This is a genomic window from Paraliomyxa miuraensis (assembly GCF_026337845.1).
Lineage (GTDB): Bacteria > Myxococcota_A > Polyangia > Nannocystales > Nannocystaceae > Paraliomyxa > Paraliomyxa miuraensis.
Window position 1 is genome coordinate 400,515 of record NZ_JAOVZF010000162.1, and the last position, 13,466, is coordinate 413,980.

Below are 13,466 nucleotides of genomic sequence, written 5' to 3' on the forward strand. Positions count from 1 at the left end.
GCGTCTCCTCGAACGCTCTGCTCTCGCGATCTCGTAGCGTGCGCGTCAACTCCCCGGCCCGCGTCTCGGCTCGACCCTCACGGTCGCCGAGCACGCGGGCTGCTTCGTTCTTGGTCCCCCGCAGTCGGTTGTGGGTGAGCAACCGTTCGAGCTTGCCCCCAAGGGGGCCCGCGGGAGGTGATTGCCCGGGGGCGCAGCCTCGCGGCTCGCGCTGGCGATCGATTCGTCCGAGGTCGACACACGTAGGGCATGCCATCGCGGTCGTCGCTTCGTTTCGCTTCGCTTGGACTCCCCGCGCTGCTGGTGCTCGGGGCTTGCGGTGGATCACCTGCGCCGGACCCCGAGGCCGGCACCGAGGGCGATACGATCCCGTCCGACACCGGCGTCGAGGCCGACACGGCCGCGAACTCCGACTCCGACTCGGGCTCGGACTCGGGCTCGGACTCGGACTCCGGCTCCGGCTCCGGCTCCGGCACCGGTGAGCCCGCCGACTCGATCTGCGTGGACGAGGATCCGGCCATATCGGCCAGCACGATGGTGGACTGGTCGGAGTGGCCGGAGGAGGAGGACGTCTTCGACGTCGAGTTCGCGGTCGAAATCGACGCACCGTGCACCATCACCGCGGTCGATCCGACCGCCGATCCGGTCGTCACCGTGCTGGAGTGCGACGACGATGGGGTCACGCGCGGTCTCGAGCTCACGGTCGCGGCCGCCGATGCGCCCGTGGCCTGGGACGTCGGCGATGCGGTGGAGGTCTCGTACTCGCGGGCCGAGTACAGCGATGGCTACGGTACCCTGAGCAACGTGCTGTCCATGCGCCGGGCCGCCGACGGCGAGGTGCTGCTCCGCTTCATCAACGAGCCGTCGGTGGGCGCCTTCACGCCCTTGATCTTCTCCGTCGACGACGAGCGCTGCCTCCCCGAGGAGACGCACGCCGACCTCACGTGGAACCTGGTGCTCACCTTCGCCAACGGTCTGGGCGAGGTGCTCGAGCTCGGCCATCGGCAGCGCGGCACCATCACGCCCCCGTCCGGTGGGGGCTTGTTTGCCATCGACGTGGGCACGGCGCGCAAGGGCGCCGACTACTGTTGCCACGAGGGGGCGCGCATCCACATCTTGATGCGGCGTACCGTGGCGGAGCAGGCCGCCGTCAATTCACCGCGTACGGCATGGAGAGCGAGAACGGGGCGATCTCTGCGTCGAAGCGCTCGCCGTCCTTGGTGACCATCTGATAGGTGCCGTGCATGGTGCCGAACGCGGTGGGCAGCGGGCAGGCCGAGGTGTACTCGAACGACTCGCCGGGCTCGAGCATGGGCTGAGCTCCCACCACCCCGGGGCCGCGCACCTCTTCGACGTCGCCGTCGGCGTTGGTGATGATCCAGTGCCGGCTGATGAGCTGCACCGAGGTGTCGCCCTCGTTGGTGATGAGCACGGTGTAGGCGAAGAACCATGCGCCGTGCTCGGGGCTCGAGCGCTCGGGAACGTAGCGCGATCGCACCTGGACACGAACGCCGCGGGTACTCGAGTCGGAGGTCGACACGAGGCGCAGGGTACCCTGGAATGCGGCGACGCGCCGCCCTCCGCGAGGGAGGGACGGCGCGCCGGTCGGGGCGTCGCCTGACGGCGCCGCAGCGGTTCGTTACCGGATGCGTCGCGGCGGAGGCGGCTCGGCGTAGCGGTTCGGGAAGGGGTCGGCGTTGTCGCGGCGATGCAGCTCCTGCCAGGGGACGCCGCCGCGCTCGTGGAAGAACGCAAAGCCGACCACGCCGATGTTGCGACCCTGACCCTTGCGGTCGGCGTAGCTGTCCTCCATGGCGCTGAAGCGGAACGCGGCGACGGAGTCGTCGCCGGTGCGCCAGCCGTCGATGGTGATGGTGGCCCACGGATCGACGATGTAGCCGCGCTTGGCGAAGCTGGCGGTGTCGCCGTCGATCACGTCGAGCCCGTCGACCGAGGCCACCACCTCGTAGCGGTAGGCGCTGTTGTTCTGCACGCGCAGCTTGTAGCGCTGGCCGGGCTGGCCGGCGACGTAGCGCTTGTCGCCGACCTGCGCGGCCGACATCGCGTAGCCGTACTCGTCGACCACGGAGACCACGAACACCCCATCGGAGGTGGAGGACTGGGACACCTGGTCGAAGCCGTTGCCGAAGGTGCCCTGCGCCTGCCGGATGCCGTCGACGTCGTTGTACCAGAGCGACAGGAGCACGTCGGGCTGCGACGAGCCGCGCACGAACGGGGCGGTGGTGACCTGGCTGAAGTGCTGCTCGCCGTAGGAAGTACCGAGGCCTGGTCGCATCGAGGGCGTGCTGGCCACGGTCGAGTCTTCGTAGTCGTAGTCGTGGGGCTCGTAGGCGCCGTGACCTCCGTCGCCGCCGTAGGCCTCGGAGGCGGCCTGGTCGGCGGCGGGCGGTGCTTGCCGGGCCGAGTGCCGCCCGCCGAAGTCCCCTCGGGTGGCCATGGGCCCCGGCGCGCTCTCGGCTCCGTCGGCAGGCGAGGCGAACCCACCGCCGCCGGGCGAGGAATGAGGGGCGTTCTTGGCCATGCAGCCAGGGAGGGCGAGCACGGCGGGCAGGGCGAGGGAAGCAAACAGGGCGAGCGGTGAGGCGAAGCGCATGGCGGGTCTCCCGAAGTCGACGCCCGAACGCCGACCGGGGCGGGGGGCCTTACACCTGCGATCGACTCGCGTCGATCGCCTGCGCCATGTGCGCTGCACGCAGGAGGCCCGCGCCCACGAGGGCCGCTCACGCGTCGGACAGCAGCAGCGCGAGCGTGGAGTCGCCCACGTTGGTGACCACCAGATCGGCGATCCCATCCTCGTTGAGATCGCCGGCCGCCACGGCCCAGGGCTGGTCGCCCACGCCGAACACCTGCGCGGGGGCGAACAGCCCGCCCCCCGAGCCCAGGAGCACGGTCGCGGTGTCGGCCCCGGTGTTGGCCACGACGGCGTCGAGGTTGCCGTCGCCATCGAAGTCGAGCGAGAGCAGCGAGCGGGGGCTGGCGCCCATCGGGAACGGGATCTCCGCGCCGAAGTCACCGTTGCCGTCGCCGTAGCGCAGGCGCAGGTCGTTGCTGCCGAGGTTGGAGGTCAGCACGTCGAGCTCGCCGTCGCCGTTCCAATCGGCGACCACCAGCGCGCACGGCTGCGAGCCGGTGGGCACGGGGCTGTGGGGCCCGAGCATGGTGGGCCCGGTGCCGAGCAGCACGCCGAAGGAGTTGGCGCCCCGGTTGGCGATGACCGCGTCGATGTTGGCGTCGCCGGACAGCTCGCCGAGGAACACGCCGTTGGGCTGCACGCCCACCGCGAAGCTCACGGGGGCCTGGAAGCCGAAGCCGGTGCCCCGCAGGTACGAGATCGTGTCGGCCCCGCCGTCGCTGGTGAGCACGTCGGGCATGCCGTCGCCGTCGAAGTCGAAGATGAACAGGTCGTTGGGTGCAGCCCCGGTGGGGTAGCTGAGCAACGAGCCCAGACCTCCCGCGCCGTCGCCGAGCAACAGCCCGATGGAGTTGGCGTCCTCCTGGGCGATGACCACGTCGAGGGTCTCGTTGGCGTCGAAGCGATCCACGCGCAGCGACACCGGTCGGGCTCCGGTCGTGGTGCTCGTCTCGGGGCCCAGGTCGCCGGTGCCGTCGCCGAGGCGGACCACCACCGCGTTGGTGGCGGCGCTCGTCATCAGCAGGTCGAGGTGCCCGTCGTCGTCGAGGTCGGCCATGGTGGCGAACAGGGCCTCGGCGGGGGCGCCGAAGAAGCTCGGCTGGCCGTAGCAGAGCTCGCCGGGATCGGCCTGGCCGTTGCTGCAGCCGGGGGGCAGGCTCGCGGTCTCGTCGCTGCTGCCACTGCTGCTGCCCGTGGTCGTGGTGTCGTCCGCACCCAGATCGGGAGGCGGCCCCGAGTCCTCGGTGGTGGGTCCCACGCCGGTGGTGCTCGCATCGCCGGTGGTGCTCGCGGTCGTGGTCGACGTGGTGGTGGCGTCGGGGCCATCGTCCTCCGAGCCGCCGCCGGGGCAGGCCGCGAGCGCCAGGGTGGCCGCGACCAGTGCCTGCGTGGGGATCGAGCTACGGGCAGGTGATCTGTGCAGGTGTTGGCTCGAGCGCATCGGTCACCGTCCCGTCGCCGATCTGTCCTTGATCGTTGGCGCCCCAGCACAGCACTTGGCCGGCCGTGCTCAGGGCGCAGGTATGGGTGCTTCCGGTGGCGATCTGGGCCACGTCGAAGCCCACCTCGATGAGGCGCGGGGTGAGGGCGAAGCCGTCTTCGCCCATCTTGTCGGGCTCGAGCAGCAGCTCGCCGTTTTGGTTGCCACCCCAGCAGTAGAGCTCGCCCGCGGCCATCACCGCGCACGTCTGATCGGCTCCGGCCACGAGCTGCGCGACCACGCCCGCGCCGGGGGGGAACATCGCCGCGCTGGGGGTGAAGGCGTCGACGTTGGTGCCGTTGCCGAGCTGACCCATGTTGTTGCGCCCAAAGCACTGCACCTCGGAGCCCACCGTCACGCAGGTGTGCTGGGCTCCGGTGGCCAGCGTGCCGATCGGAGGCACGCCGACGACCTGCGGCACGCTGAGCGAGGGCGTCGTCACGGGGTCGGCTCCGATCTGGCCGTTGCCGTTGTCACCCCAGCAGTAGAGGTCTCCCATCAGGGTGCTCATGCACGTGTGGGCGTCGCCGAGCGCGACCACGAACGGTTCGAAGCCGCCGGGGACGATGGCGGGGCCGGGTGGCACCTCCATGCCGCTGAGCTGACCCGAGCCGTTGTCACCCCAGCAGGTGGGGGCCTGGCCCATGCCCCGACCCACGCAGGTGTGGCTGCCGCCCACGCCGGCCGCGGCCGCCGGCACGGCCCAGGTGGCCTGACCGGGGATCAGCACGACGGGGCTGGGATCGATCACGCTGGCCTTCTGGCTGGCGTTGTCTCCCCAGCACCACAGCGTATCGTCGCCGGTGAGGGCACAGGTGTGGTTGCGGGCGTAGAGGGCGGTGGCCGCCAGGGCTCCGCCGAAGCCGGGGATGTCGACCGGGGTCGGGGACATCGGAGGCTCGGCCGAGGCGAGCTGACCGAGATCGTTGGCTCCCCAGCACTGCACGTTGCCGTCGAGCTTGATCGCGCAGGTGTGGCGGTTGCCGACGGCGATCGCCTGCACGCAGCCGCACAGGCCGTCGTTGCACGACAGGCCCGCATCGCAGCCGTCGCCCGCGCAGCACGCCTGGCCCGCGCCGCCGCACGCATCACCGGTGGTCGGTTCGTCGTCGCTGCCGGTGGTGGGATCGACCATCGTGGTCGAGCCGCTGTCGAGGCTGGTCTCCGGATCGGGGTCGGTCATCGCCGTGGTGGTGGTGCCGTCGGTGTCGGTACCCGCCACCTCGACGCCCACGCATTGACCACCCAGCCCGTCGCCCGCGCCATCCTCGTAGCGGTAGCCGGTGTCGATGCACGCGAGGTCGGGGTAGCTGCAGTAGCCGACGGCCTCGCAGCGACCCATGGCCTGGGCATCGCACTGGGTGTCCTCCTGGCAGCCGAAGGGATCGAAGTTCAGGCACGCCGAACTCGACGCGGCGGCGATCGCGAGCACGGCCGCGAGGGTATGGCTGGTCACCGAGGATGATCGGCTCATGTTGCGTACACCAAGCGTAGGAACGGCAGCCTAACACACCCGGGCCCACGCGCTGAATCCGTGACACGGGGGCGCAGCCCTGGGCCTCGAGCTCCGGGGGAGCTCCGGGAGGACGTTGGGAGAACTGGGGAGCGGCCCGCGGGGAACGATCTCGCGCGTATGACACGGGTCCCCGTCGCGTGGGCGGTACGTACGGACGATTCGGCGGTCGATTCGGCCCGGAGGTGTCTATTCCTTGAAGCCGTGCTCACCCGCGAGCTACGATCCCCCAACGATGTCCGAGGCAGAAGTCGTTCCGGTCGCCCCCGACATGGTGGTGTCCGAGACCTTCGGAGGCTACGACCTGGTGCGCCGGCTGGGCTCGGGCGGCATGGCCGAGGTGCACCTGGCGCGGGCCAGCGGCATCCAGGGCTTTCAGAAGCTCGTCGTCCTCAAGCAGATCCTCCCGCATCTGTCGCGGGACAAGCACTTCGTGCGCATGTTCCTCGAGGAGGCGCGCGTCGCTGCGCTGCTCGATCACCCCAACGTGGTGCAGGTGTTCGACCTCGGCAAGGAGGAGGGCGAGTACTACTTCACGATGGAGTTCGTCTACGGCGAGAACCTGTCGGGGCTCATCAAGGGCCTGGCCAAGGTCACCCAGCCGCTGGCGATCGAGCATGCGGTCACCATCGGCATGGGGGTGGCGGCCGGCCTGCACTACGCCCACGAGCGCGTGGGCTTCGACGGGCGTCCGCTGGGCATCGTGCACCGCGACGTCTCGCCCACCAACGTGATGATCACCTACGAGGGCGGGGTGAAGGTGGCCGACTTCGGCATCGCCAAGGTCATCACGCGCACCGACGTGACCCGGGCCGGCACCCGCAAGGGCAAGGTGCCGTACATGTCGCCCGAGCAGTGCAAGGCCGAGAAGATCGACCGTCGCAGCGACGTGTTCTCGCTGGGCATCGTGCTGTGGGAGTGCGTGACCGGGCAGCGGTTGTTCGAGGGCGACAACGAGTTCGGGGTGATGAACCTGATCGTCCACGGGCAGATGAAGCCGCCCTCGGCGGTGCGGGCCGACACGCCAGCGGAGCTCGAGCGCATCATCATGAAGGCGCTCACGGTCGATCGCGACAAGCGCTACCAGACCGCGCGCGAGCTGCAGATGGACCTCGAGGCGTTTGCTCGCGAGACCAAGCTGCGCGCGACCCCCAGCGCCCTGGGCGAGCTGATGCACTACCTGTTTCGCCCGCAGCCGTTCCCCTGGGGGGCGCTGCGGGGCAGCAGCGGCAAGGGGCAGATGTCGCCCGCCACCATCGCCGAGATCAGCGCGATGGTGGGCTCGCAGGTGATGGTCCCGGGCACCGGGGTGGGGAGCTACGGCTTCGAGTCCACCAGCGGCGCGGGCAGCTACGCCAGCCGAGTCCACGGCACGAACGGCTCGGTCGGGCTCTCCGGCTCGGGCACGTCGTTGGGGACCAAGGCCAAGGCCGTGGACCCGCGCAGCCGCACGCTTCGCAACGTGGCGATCGGGCTGGGCTCCACCGCCGCGCTCGCGTTGGTGATGGTGATGGGCCTGTGGCTGGGCGGGCGCGGGGCGGCGGAGGAGACGGCCGAGGCCAAGAAGGCGGCGGCCGACGCCAACGACCGGCTCGAGCAGGCCGAGGCCGCCGCGGCCAAGGCAGCGTCCTTGGCGGGCGGCCCCGCGGCGGGCGAGCCGGCGCCGACCGAGCCGGCACCGACCGAGCCCGCAGCGGTCGAGCCGGCGGCAGCCGAGCCCACGGCGGGCGAGCCGGCACCGACCGAGCCCGCGCCGACCGACCCTGCGGCGGTCGAGCCCGCGGCGGTCGAGCCCGACCCCGAGGTTGCCGTCGCCGAGCCCGAGCCGGAGCCCGACGATCTGATGATCGTCGAGGACGATGACCCCGTGCCCACCAAGTCCGGCAAGTCGTCGACTGGCAAGTCGAGCGGCAAGTCGTCGACCGGCAAGTCGTCGACCGGCAAGTCGTCCACCAAGTCGAACAAGAAGAAGCCCGATCTCGAGGCGTTCATGCCGGGCTTCGGCGGCTGATCCCATGACATTCCTGGCCCTGTCGACCCTTCGCATGGCTTCCGTGGTGCTGGCCCTCGCGGCGCCCGGCCAGCTGTTGTCCAATCCCGAGGCGCAGGCCAAGTTCCAGGAAGCGCAGCAGGCGTTTCGGAACGAGGACTACGACGCGGCGGCGGCGGCCGTGGAGGCGGCGTTCATCATCGAGCCGCAGCCCATGCTGCTCTATCCGTGGGCGCAGGCCGAGCGCAGTCGTGGCAATTGTGCGGCGGCGGTCGAGCTCTACCAGCGCTTCCTCGACAGCGATCCGCCCGAGGCCGCGGCGACCCCGGCCCGCGAGAACATGGAGCGCTGCCAGGAGCAGCTCGCCGCCGAAGGGGGCGGCGAGGACGAGGAGATCATCGAGGACGACGAGGACGACGAGCTCGTCGAGGAGCCCGAGCCCGAGCCCGAGCCGGTCGCGGCTCCGGTGACCGACGACCAGCCCAAGGCCAAGGCCTGGTACAAGGACCCGCTGGGGGGAGTGCTCGTGGGCGTGGGCGTGGCTGGGGTGGGCGCTGGCGCGGCGCTCATGGGGCTTGCGTCGTCCAAGGCCGGCAAGGCCGTGGATCAAGACACGCACCAGGGGTACATCGACGAGCAGGACGGTGCCACCAAGCTCCGCAACGGGGGAGCGATCGCGCTGTCGATCGGCGGAGCGCTGGTGCTGGGCGGGGTGGTCCGCTACGTGCTGGTGGCGAAGAAGAACGAGCAGGGCAAGACGGCATGGCAGATGACGCCGCAGCTCGGGCCGCGATGGGCAGGGGTGACGGTGGGGCGGCGGTTCTGAAGCGGAGCCGGCATTGGATCATGATGATCGCGGAGCGGCTCGTCGCTTCGATTGGTGGCCCCGGCGGCGGAACGATGGTTGACCGCCCTTTTGCTGGTAGCCCCGGCAACGGAAGGACGGGTGGACCGCCTTCTCGAGGGGTTTGCTCGTCTTTATGCCTTGGCCGTATGGCACGACCTGGACGAAACGACGTACGTGGAGTTCCCAGACCTGAACAACGCCGGAGTCAACGATCCGCACGTGGATATGTACGACTTTCCTGAGACGCTGCGGTGTGATGGGATGGACTGCCCCGCAGGCGTTGGGAACGAGACCGACTGGGCCAGTGCGCTACGTGAGCTTGTAGATGATGCGGTAAGCCCGCAACCGATGCTGGCGACCGTGCTGCAGATGCTCTACGCGCTGTACGACTTCAACTGGGTCGTCTCGGGTCAGAATACCGACTTCGCCGACCGTCTCGACGAGCTCCTCGATCCTGCGCAGCAAGACTACTTCGACACGGCAGGCGAACCGGACCCGGGCGATCTCTACGACAAGTGGACCAACATCGCAGGGAACTACCTGCTCGACGACTGAACGATGCGCGCTCGATTTCCTCACACCACCCTGTTCCCGCTGCTCCTCTTGGGGTTGGGCTGCGGTCGTCGCACGATGGGACCCGCGGGCGGCTCCGGCGAGGGCGGCTCCGGCGTGAGCGCCGCGGCGACCGACACTGCCACATCGACAGCTTCCGAGAGCGAGGACACCGCTGGGAGCTCGGCGGGTGGAGCCATCCCACCTCCACCGGATTGCGGCGAGGGATTCACCGCGTGCCTGGTGGAGCTTCCCAAGACCTACGATGAGGACTATGCGTGGGAGTGCACCTGGCTCAACAGCAGCCCGACGCACTGTGGCGAGTGCGGACATCGCTGCGAGGGCCTGGATATCAACCATTGCACCGGAGGTCAGTGCGACCCAGGGCTTCAGCCATGCATCGAAGTCGATCCCTCCCTGGCCAACTGCACGGAGGCATGCGCGAGCGTCGGCGAGACCTGCCGCGATGACGCCACCTGCAGCGGCACCGTCGTGGGCTACATGGGGGGAGGAGGCTACGATCCCGTCGAGGTTCTCGATAAGTGTACTCGCCTCGCAGAAGCGAGTTTCAGCGCAGGCTTCGACCTTGCGTGCGACGATCCAATTCCCTGGGGCCACGAGGACATAGACGGTCGCACCCTGGTCGGGATCCTGTGCTGCTGCACGCAGGACTGACCGACGACGAGCACGATCACAATCGATGATCTGGTCATTTCCCTCGGGCAGCCGGCTTTCGGCATCGACGCCCAGAACAACACCAACAAAGGGTTCCCGCCCGGCGCGCTCGTCCTGCAGGGTGACTTCGACGTGGGCTCGGACCACTACGTGATCCGCGGTGTAAACACTGAGGCCGTCCATCTCAATGCCGATGGGAGCTCCTTCTCGGCGACGAACCTCGAGGTGATGGGTCCTGCGCCATGCGGCGAGGGCACATCGGAGGCAACCGGCGTACTGAGACTGGTCGCGGAGGTCGCGGCTGGCCCCACGCGCGAGCCCCCATCGATCACGATCAACGTGCCGAGCGAGGTCTCGTGCCCGAGCGATGTGGAGCTCGATGCAACCGCGACCGATCCAGACGGAGATCTGGACAGCGTGCGGTGGTTCGTCGACGACGTGTTGATCTCGGCCTCGACGACAGATCTCGAGTTCACGACTTCCCACGAGTTGCGCGCAGTGGCCCGCGATTCGCGGGGAGCAGCCACGACAGCAGTGAAGTCCGTGAATTGTCTTTGAGGGCCAGCCACCACGACCCAGGAACTTCGCAACCGTACGGCTACGCCTGAGTCTCAGCACTCGCCACGACGGGCGTAGCGCTGACCGGGACAGCTCCCGGACCCGCGAAACACCTGCCCGTCGCAGCCGCAGTAGGCCCGGAAGTCGCGCGTGCAGGCCCGGGTCGCGGGCTTGCACTCGCCGAGCTGGTCGTCGCCGCAGCCCTCGCCCTCGCACACTCCGCTCTGGCAATCGCTCCCGGTGCGGCACGGGGAGCCGTCGGCGACCGCTCCCGTCCCGGCCCCGTCGCTCGCGGCCGCGCACTCGCCCCTGGACGCGTAGCGCTGGCCGGGGCAGCCGCCCGAGGCACGGAAGGTCTGCCCGTCGCAGCCGCAGTAGGCTTGCGAGTCGCGGGTGCAGATCCGATCGGCAGGAGCACAAGTGCCGGGTTGGTCGGGACCGCATCCTTGGCCCTCGCACACACCACCGCCATCGTGGCAGTCGGCATCGCTCAGGCAGCCTTGCCGCACGGAGGGCGTGACACCGCCGTCGTCACCGGGCGCGGACCCGGGATCGACCATGCCATCGGGCGGGTGGCTGCCGTCGTCGGCGCCACCCGAGGGGCTGGGCTTGGGGCACGCGAACAGGACGGCCGTGGTGACGAGGATGAAGCCGAGGAGGGAACGATGCATGGAGGTCTTCCTTCGCGTGCAGGGGATGAGAGCGCAGCGGGCCTAGGCGTCGGTGAGGATCACGCTCACGCCCCCCGAGCCCACGTTGGCGGTGACGAGGTCGAGCAAGCCGTCCTCGTCGAGATCGACGGCGATGATGTCGTCGGGTGCCATGCCCACGGGGATCGCGAGCACGGGGCTGAGCATGCCGGCTCCGTTGCCCAGGTGGATGTGGATCATGTTGTCGCTGCCCACCGTGGCCACGTCGGTGTTTCCGTCCATGTCGAGATCGATGGAGACGAGGGCCACGGGGCCCCCTTCGACGGGGACGGGGATCTGGCCGCCGAAGCTGCCGAGGCCGTTGCCCAGGCGGATGGTGGCGGCGCCGCTGGGGTTGGCCACGATCGCGTCGGTGAGACCATCGCCGTTGAAGTCGCCCGAGCCCACCTCGGCGGGGCTCGTGCCCGCGCTCGAGCTGCTCGCGCCGCCGAACTGGCCGAAGCCGTTGCCGAGCAGCAGGCTCACCGTGCCTCCGGCGGCGTCGGAGGTCACCAGATCGGGAACGCCGTTGCCGGAGAAGTCGGCGGTGTGCAGGCCGGAAGGACCGGTGCCCACCGCGTAGGTGGCTGCGGGCAGGAACGCGCCCGCGTCGGTGCGCAGCACGTACACGACCGACGAGGTGCTCTCGGTCACGAGCACGTCGGGGTCGCCGTCGCCCTCGAGATCGACCACGACCAGATCGGTGGGAACGAGCATCACGCCGAGGCTGGTGGCGATGGGCGCTCCGAAGTCACCGGTCCCGGTGCCGGGCAGCATGGTCACGTCGACTGAGCCGCTGTTGGCGGTGACCACGTCGAGATCGCCGTCGCCGTCGAAGTCGCCCACCCCGATGCCGATGGGGCCGGTGCCGGTCGGGAACGGCGACTGGACCCCGAAGTCGCCCTCGCCGGCGCCGAGGCGAATGCTGACCGTGTTGGCGTCGCGGTTGGCCGCGACCAGATCGAGCGCGGGATCGCCATCGAAATTGGCCGCCGCGATCGCGATCGTGCCCGCGCCCATCGCAAACGGGGTGGCCGTGCCGAGGCACAGCTCTCCCGCCTCGGCCATGCCGTTGCCGCACACGCCGGGGCCACCGGTGGTGGTGGTGTCGTCGCCGGTGGTGGTGTCCGTGCCGCTCGGCTCCTGGCAGGTGCCGCCCTCGCAGACCAGCGCGCCATTGCAGGTGTCGTCGGGCAAGCAGGTGCACCCGGAGCTTCCGGGCGTGCAGCCGGTGGTGTCGGGCCCTTGCGTGGACGAGGTGGCGTCCTCCGAGTCGGGGCCCTGCGTGGTGCCGATGGTGGAGGTGGCGGTGGTGGTGGGCAGCAGCGTGGTGGTGCCGTCCTGCCCATTGTCGTCGCCGGGGCAGCCCGCGAGCAGCAGGCCGAGGCTGGCTGCGGATCCCGATCGCAGGGCCAGGCGGCGGCGCTCCGGCGGGGCCGCGCGTCGGGCACGGAGTGGGGCCAAATTCAGGGCAAGGCGCATGATGGCTACGTTAGGCCAGGGATCGCGCGGGGGGAAGCGGGGCGGGGGGAAGCAGGGCGGGTACCGCAGCAGCGGGCCGAGGTCGCGCGGGCCCGCACCTCGCGCGGCGGCGGTTGCTTGTTGGTGGCCCGCCGCGCTAGCGTGGGGAGCCCTCGTCGGCCGATCACCCATGTGTCGGATATTCGGCTTTCGCTCGGTCATCCAGAGCCAGGTCCACCGCAGCCTCGTGAGCGCAGACAATGCGCTCATGCAGCAGAGCGATCGTCACCCCGATGGCTGGGGGGTCGCCTACTACAACGCGGGGGCGCCCCACGTGATCAAGAGCGTGGCCACGGCGATGGACGACCACCTGTTCCAGCGGGTCTCGGGCATCGTGGCGTCGGAGACGGTGCTGGCCCATCTGCGCAAGGCCACCCAGGGCAGCCTGTCCATCATCAATACCCATCCGTTCCAGTACGGCCAGTGGGTGTTCGTGCACAACGGCAACCTCGCCAACTTCGGGGCGATCCGCGAGCAGCTCGTGGGCATGGTTCCGCCCGTGCTGCGGCGCTTCATCCTGGGCGACAGCGACTCCGAGGTGCTGTTCTACCTGCTGCTCGGTCACATGGCGCGGCGTCACGAGCTGCACCGCGTGGGCTATCCGCTCGACGACGTGATCGCGTCGGTGCGCGAGCTGATGACCCAGGTGGTCGCGCTCACGGGCGAGCCATGCCTGGACGATCGGGGGCCGTCCGATGCGACCTACCTGACCTTCGTGCTCACCAACGGCCGCACCATGGTGGCCCACCAGGGGGGCAAGCAGCTCTACTGGACCACCCACAAGACGCGCTGCCCCGACCGCGACCACTGCCCCAGCTTTGGTCCCGAGTGCGAGGCGTCCGCACGCCCGGGCGCATTCGTCAAGCACCTGGTGGTGGCCAGCGAGCCCCTGCACGGCGACAACGTGTGGACCCCCATGGCGCCGTTCGAGGTGGTGGGGGTGGACTGGTCGATGAAGCTGCAGCAGAGCCTCCAGGCGTGAGGATGG

At 69.9% G+C, this 13,466-nt stretch carries 13 protein-coding genes; 7 read left to right on the forward strand and 6 right to left on the reverse strand.

Going from position 1 to position 13,466, the window contains the following annotated elements; all coding sequences use genetic code 11:
• Positions 1 to 249 precede the first annotated feature (249 nt).
• Positions 250 to 1,224: a hypothetical protein gene (locus tag OEB96_RS39130; protein WP_266222010.1), complete on the forward strand. Its 975-nt coding sequence runs from the start codon at positions 250 to 252 to the stop codon at positions 1,222 to 1,224.
• Here the strand turns inward: OEB96_RS39130 and apaG are convergent.
• The 4 genes from apaG to OEB96_RS39150 form a co-directional block, all read right to left on the reverse strand.
• A complete protein-coding gene (gene apaG, locus OEB96_RS39135; protein ID WP_266222011.1) occupies positions 1,151 to 1,540 on the reverse strand; it encodes a Co2+/Mg2+ efflux protein ApaG in 390 nt (129 codons plus the stop codon). The genes OEB96_RS39130 and apaG overlap by 74 nt on opposite strands.
• Before the next feature lie 99 nt (positions 1,541 to 1,639).
• On the reverse strand, positions 1,640 to 2,614 hold the full coding sequence (locus OEB96_RS39140) for a hypothetical protein (RefSeq protein WP_266222012.1): 975 nt from the start codon (positions 2,612 to 2,614) through the stop codon (positions 1,640 to 1,642).
• 127 nt (positions 2,615 to 2,741) lie between these two features.
• On the reverse strand, positions 2,742 to 4,094 hold the full coding sequence (locus OEB96_RS39145) for an FG-GAP repeat domain-containing protein (protein WP_266222013.1): 1,353 nt from the start codon (positions 4,092 to 4,094) through the stop codon (positions 2,742 to 2,744).
• Positions 4,054 to 5,607, reverse strand: coding sequence for an RCC1 domain-containing protein (locus OEB96_RS39150; RefSeq protein WP_266222014.1), 1,554 nt, complete (start codon positions 5,605 to 5,607; stop codon positions 4,054 to 4,056). Before OEB96_RS39150 ends, OEB96_RS39145 begins: the two co-directional genes overlap by 41 nt.
• A gap of 274 nt (positions 5,608 to 5,881) precedes the next feature.
• Here OEB96_RS39150 and OEB96_RS39155 point away from each other — a divergent pair, with 274 nt between their 5' ends.
• The 5 genes from OEB96_RS39155 (at position 5,882) to OEB96_RS39175 (ending at position 10,268) form a co-directional block, all read left to right on the forward strand.
• On the forward strand, positions 5,882 to 7,657 hold the full coding sequence (locus tag OEB96_RS39155) for a serine/threonine protein kinase (protein WP_266222015.1): 1,776 nt from the start codon (positions 5,882 to 5,884) through the stop codon (positions 7,655 to 7,657).
• Positions 7,658 to 7,661: 4 nt separating this feature from the next.
• Positions 7,662 to 8,462, forward strand: coding sequence for a hypothetical protein (locus OEB96_RS39160; RefSeq protein WP_266222016.1), 801 nt, complete (start codon positions 7,662 to 7,664; stop codon positions 8,460 to 8,462).
• 120 nt (positions 8,463 to 8,582) lie between these two features.
• On the forward strand, positions 8,583 to 9,038 hold the full coding sequence (locus OEB96_RS39165) for a hypothetical protein (RefSeq protein ID WP_266222017.1): 456 nt from the start codon (positions 8,583 to 8,585) through the stop codon (positions 9,036 to 9,038).
• A gap of 3 nt (positions 9,039 to 9,041) precedes the next feature.
• Positions 9,042 to 9,710: a hypothetical protein gene (locus OEB96_RS39170; protein ID WP_266222018.1), complete on the forward strand. Its 669-nt coding sequence runs from the start codon at positions 9,042 to 9,044 to the stop codon at positions 9,708 to 9,710.
• A gap of 132 nt (positions 9,711 to 9,842) precedes the next feature.
• Positions 9,843 to 10,268, forward strand: coding sequence for an Ig-like domain-containing protein (locus OEB96_RS39175; RefSeq protein WP_266222019.1), 426 nt, complete (start codon positions 9,843 to 9,845; stop codon positions 10,266 to 10,268).
• A 53-nt stretch (positions 10,269 to 10,321) separates the two neighbouring features.
• Here OEB96_RS39175 and OEB96_RS39180 read toward each other — a convergent pair whose 3' ends face one another.
• Positions 10,322 to 10,939 carry a hypothetical protein gene (locus OEB96_RS39180; protein ID WP_266222020.1) on the reverse strand — a complete coding sequence of 206 codons (618 nt, stop codon included), beginning with the start codon at positions 10,937 to 10,939 and terminating at the stop codon, positions 10,322 to 10,324.
• A 42-nt stretch (positions 10,940 to 10,981) separates the two neighbouring features.
• Entirely contained in the window at positions 10,982 to 12,439 is a 1,458-nt protein-coding gene (locus OEB96_RS39185) for an FG-GAP repeat domain-containing protein (protein ID WP_266222021.1), read from the reverse strand.
• Between the two features lie 169 nt (positions 12,440 to 12,608).
• Between OEB96_RS39185 and OEB96_RS39190 the strand changes: the two genes are divergently transcribed.
• Positions 12,609 to 13,460 (forward strand): class II glutamine amidotransferase, encoded by an 852-nt coding sequence (locus OEB96_RS39190; protein WP_266222022.1) that lies wholly within the window; start codon positions 12,609 to 12,611, stop codon positions 13,458 to 13,460.
• Positions 13,461 to 13,466: the final 6 nt, after the last annotated feature.

Bases quoted from the DNA above. Each gene is read 5' to 3' on its own strand.
- OEB96_RS39130 (WP_266222010.1), top strand. From the start codon at position 250: ATGCCATCGCGGTCGTCGCTTCGTTTCGCTTCGCTTGGACTCCCCGCG.
- OEB96_RS39140 (WP_266222012.1), bottom strand. From the start codon at position 2,614: ATGCGCTTCGCCTCACCGCTCGCCCTGTTTGCTTCCCTCGCCCTGCCC.
- OEB96_RS39145 (WP_266222013.1), bottom strand. From the start codon at position 4,094: ATGCGCTCGAGCCAACACCTGCACAGATCACCTGCCCGTAGCTCGATC.
- OEB96_RS39150 (WP_266222014.1), bottom strand. From the start codon at position 5,607: ATGAGCCGATCATCCTCGGTGACCAGCCATACCCTCGCGGCCGTGCTC.
- OEB96_RS39155 (WP_266222015.1), top strand. From the start codon at position 5,882: ATGTCCGAGGCAGAAGTCGTTCCGGTCGCCCCCGACATGGTGGTGTCC.
- OEB96_RS39160 (WP_266222016.1), top strand. From the start codon at position 7,662: ATGACATTCCTGGCCCTGTCGACCCTTCGCATGGCTTCCGTGGTGCTG.
- OEB96_RS39170 (WP_266222018.1), top strand. From the start codon at position 9,042: ATGCGCGCTCGATTTCCTCACACCACCCTGTTCCCGCTGCTCCTCTTG.
- OEB96_RS39180 (WP_266222020.1), bottom strand. From the start codon at position 10,939: ATGCATCGTTCCCTCCTCGGCTTCATCCTCGTCACCACGGCCGTCCTG.
- OEB96_RS39185 (WP_266222021.1), bottom strand. From the start codon at position 12,439: ATGCGCCTTGCCCTGAATTTGGCCCCACTCCGTGCCCGACGCGCGGCC.
- OEB96_RS39190 (WP_266222022.1), top strand. From the start codon at position 12,609: ATGTGTCGGATATTCGGCTTTCGCTCGGTCATCCAGAGCCAGGTCCAC.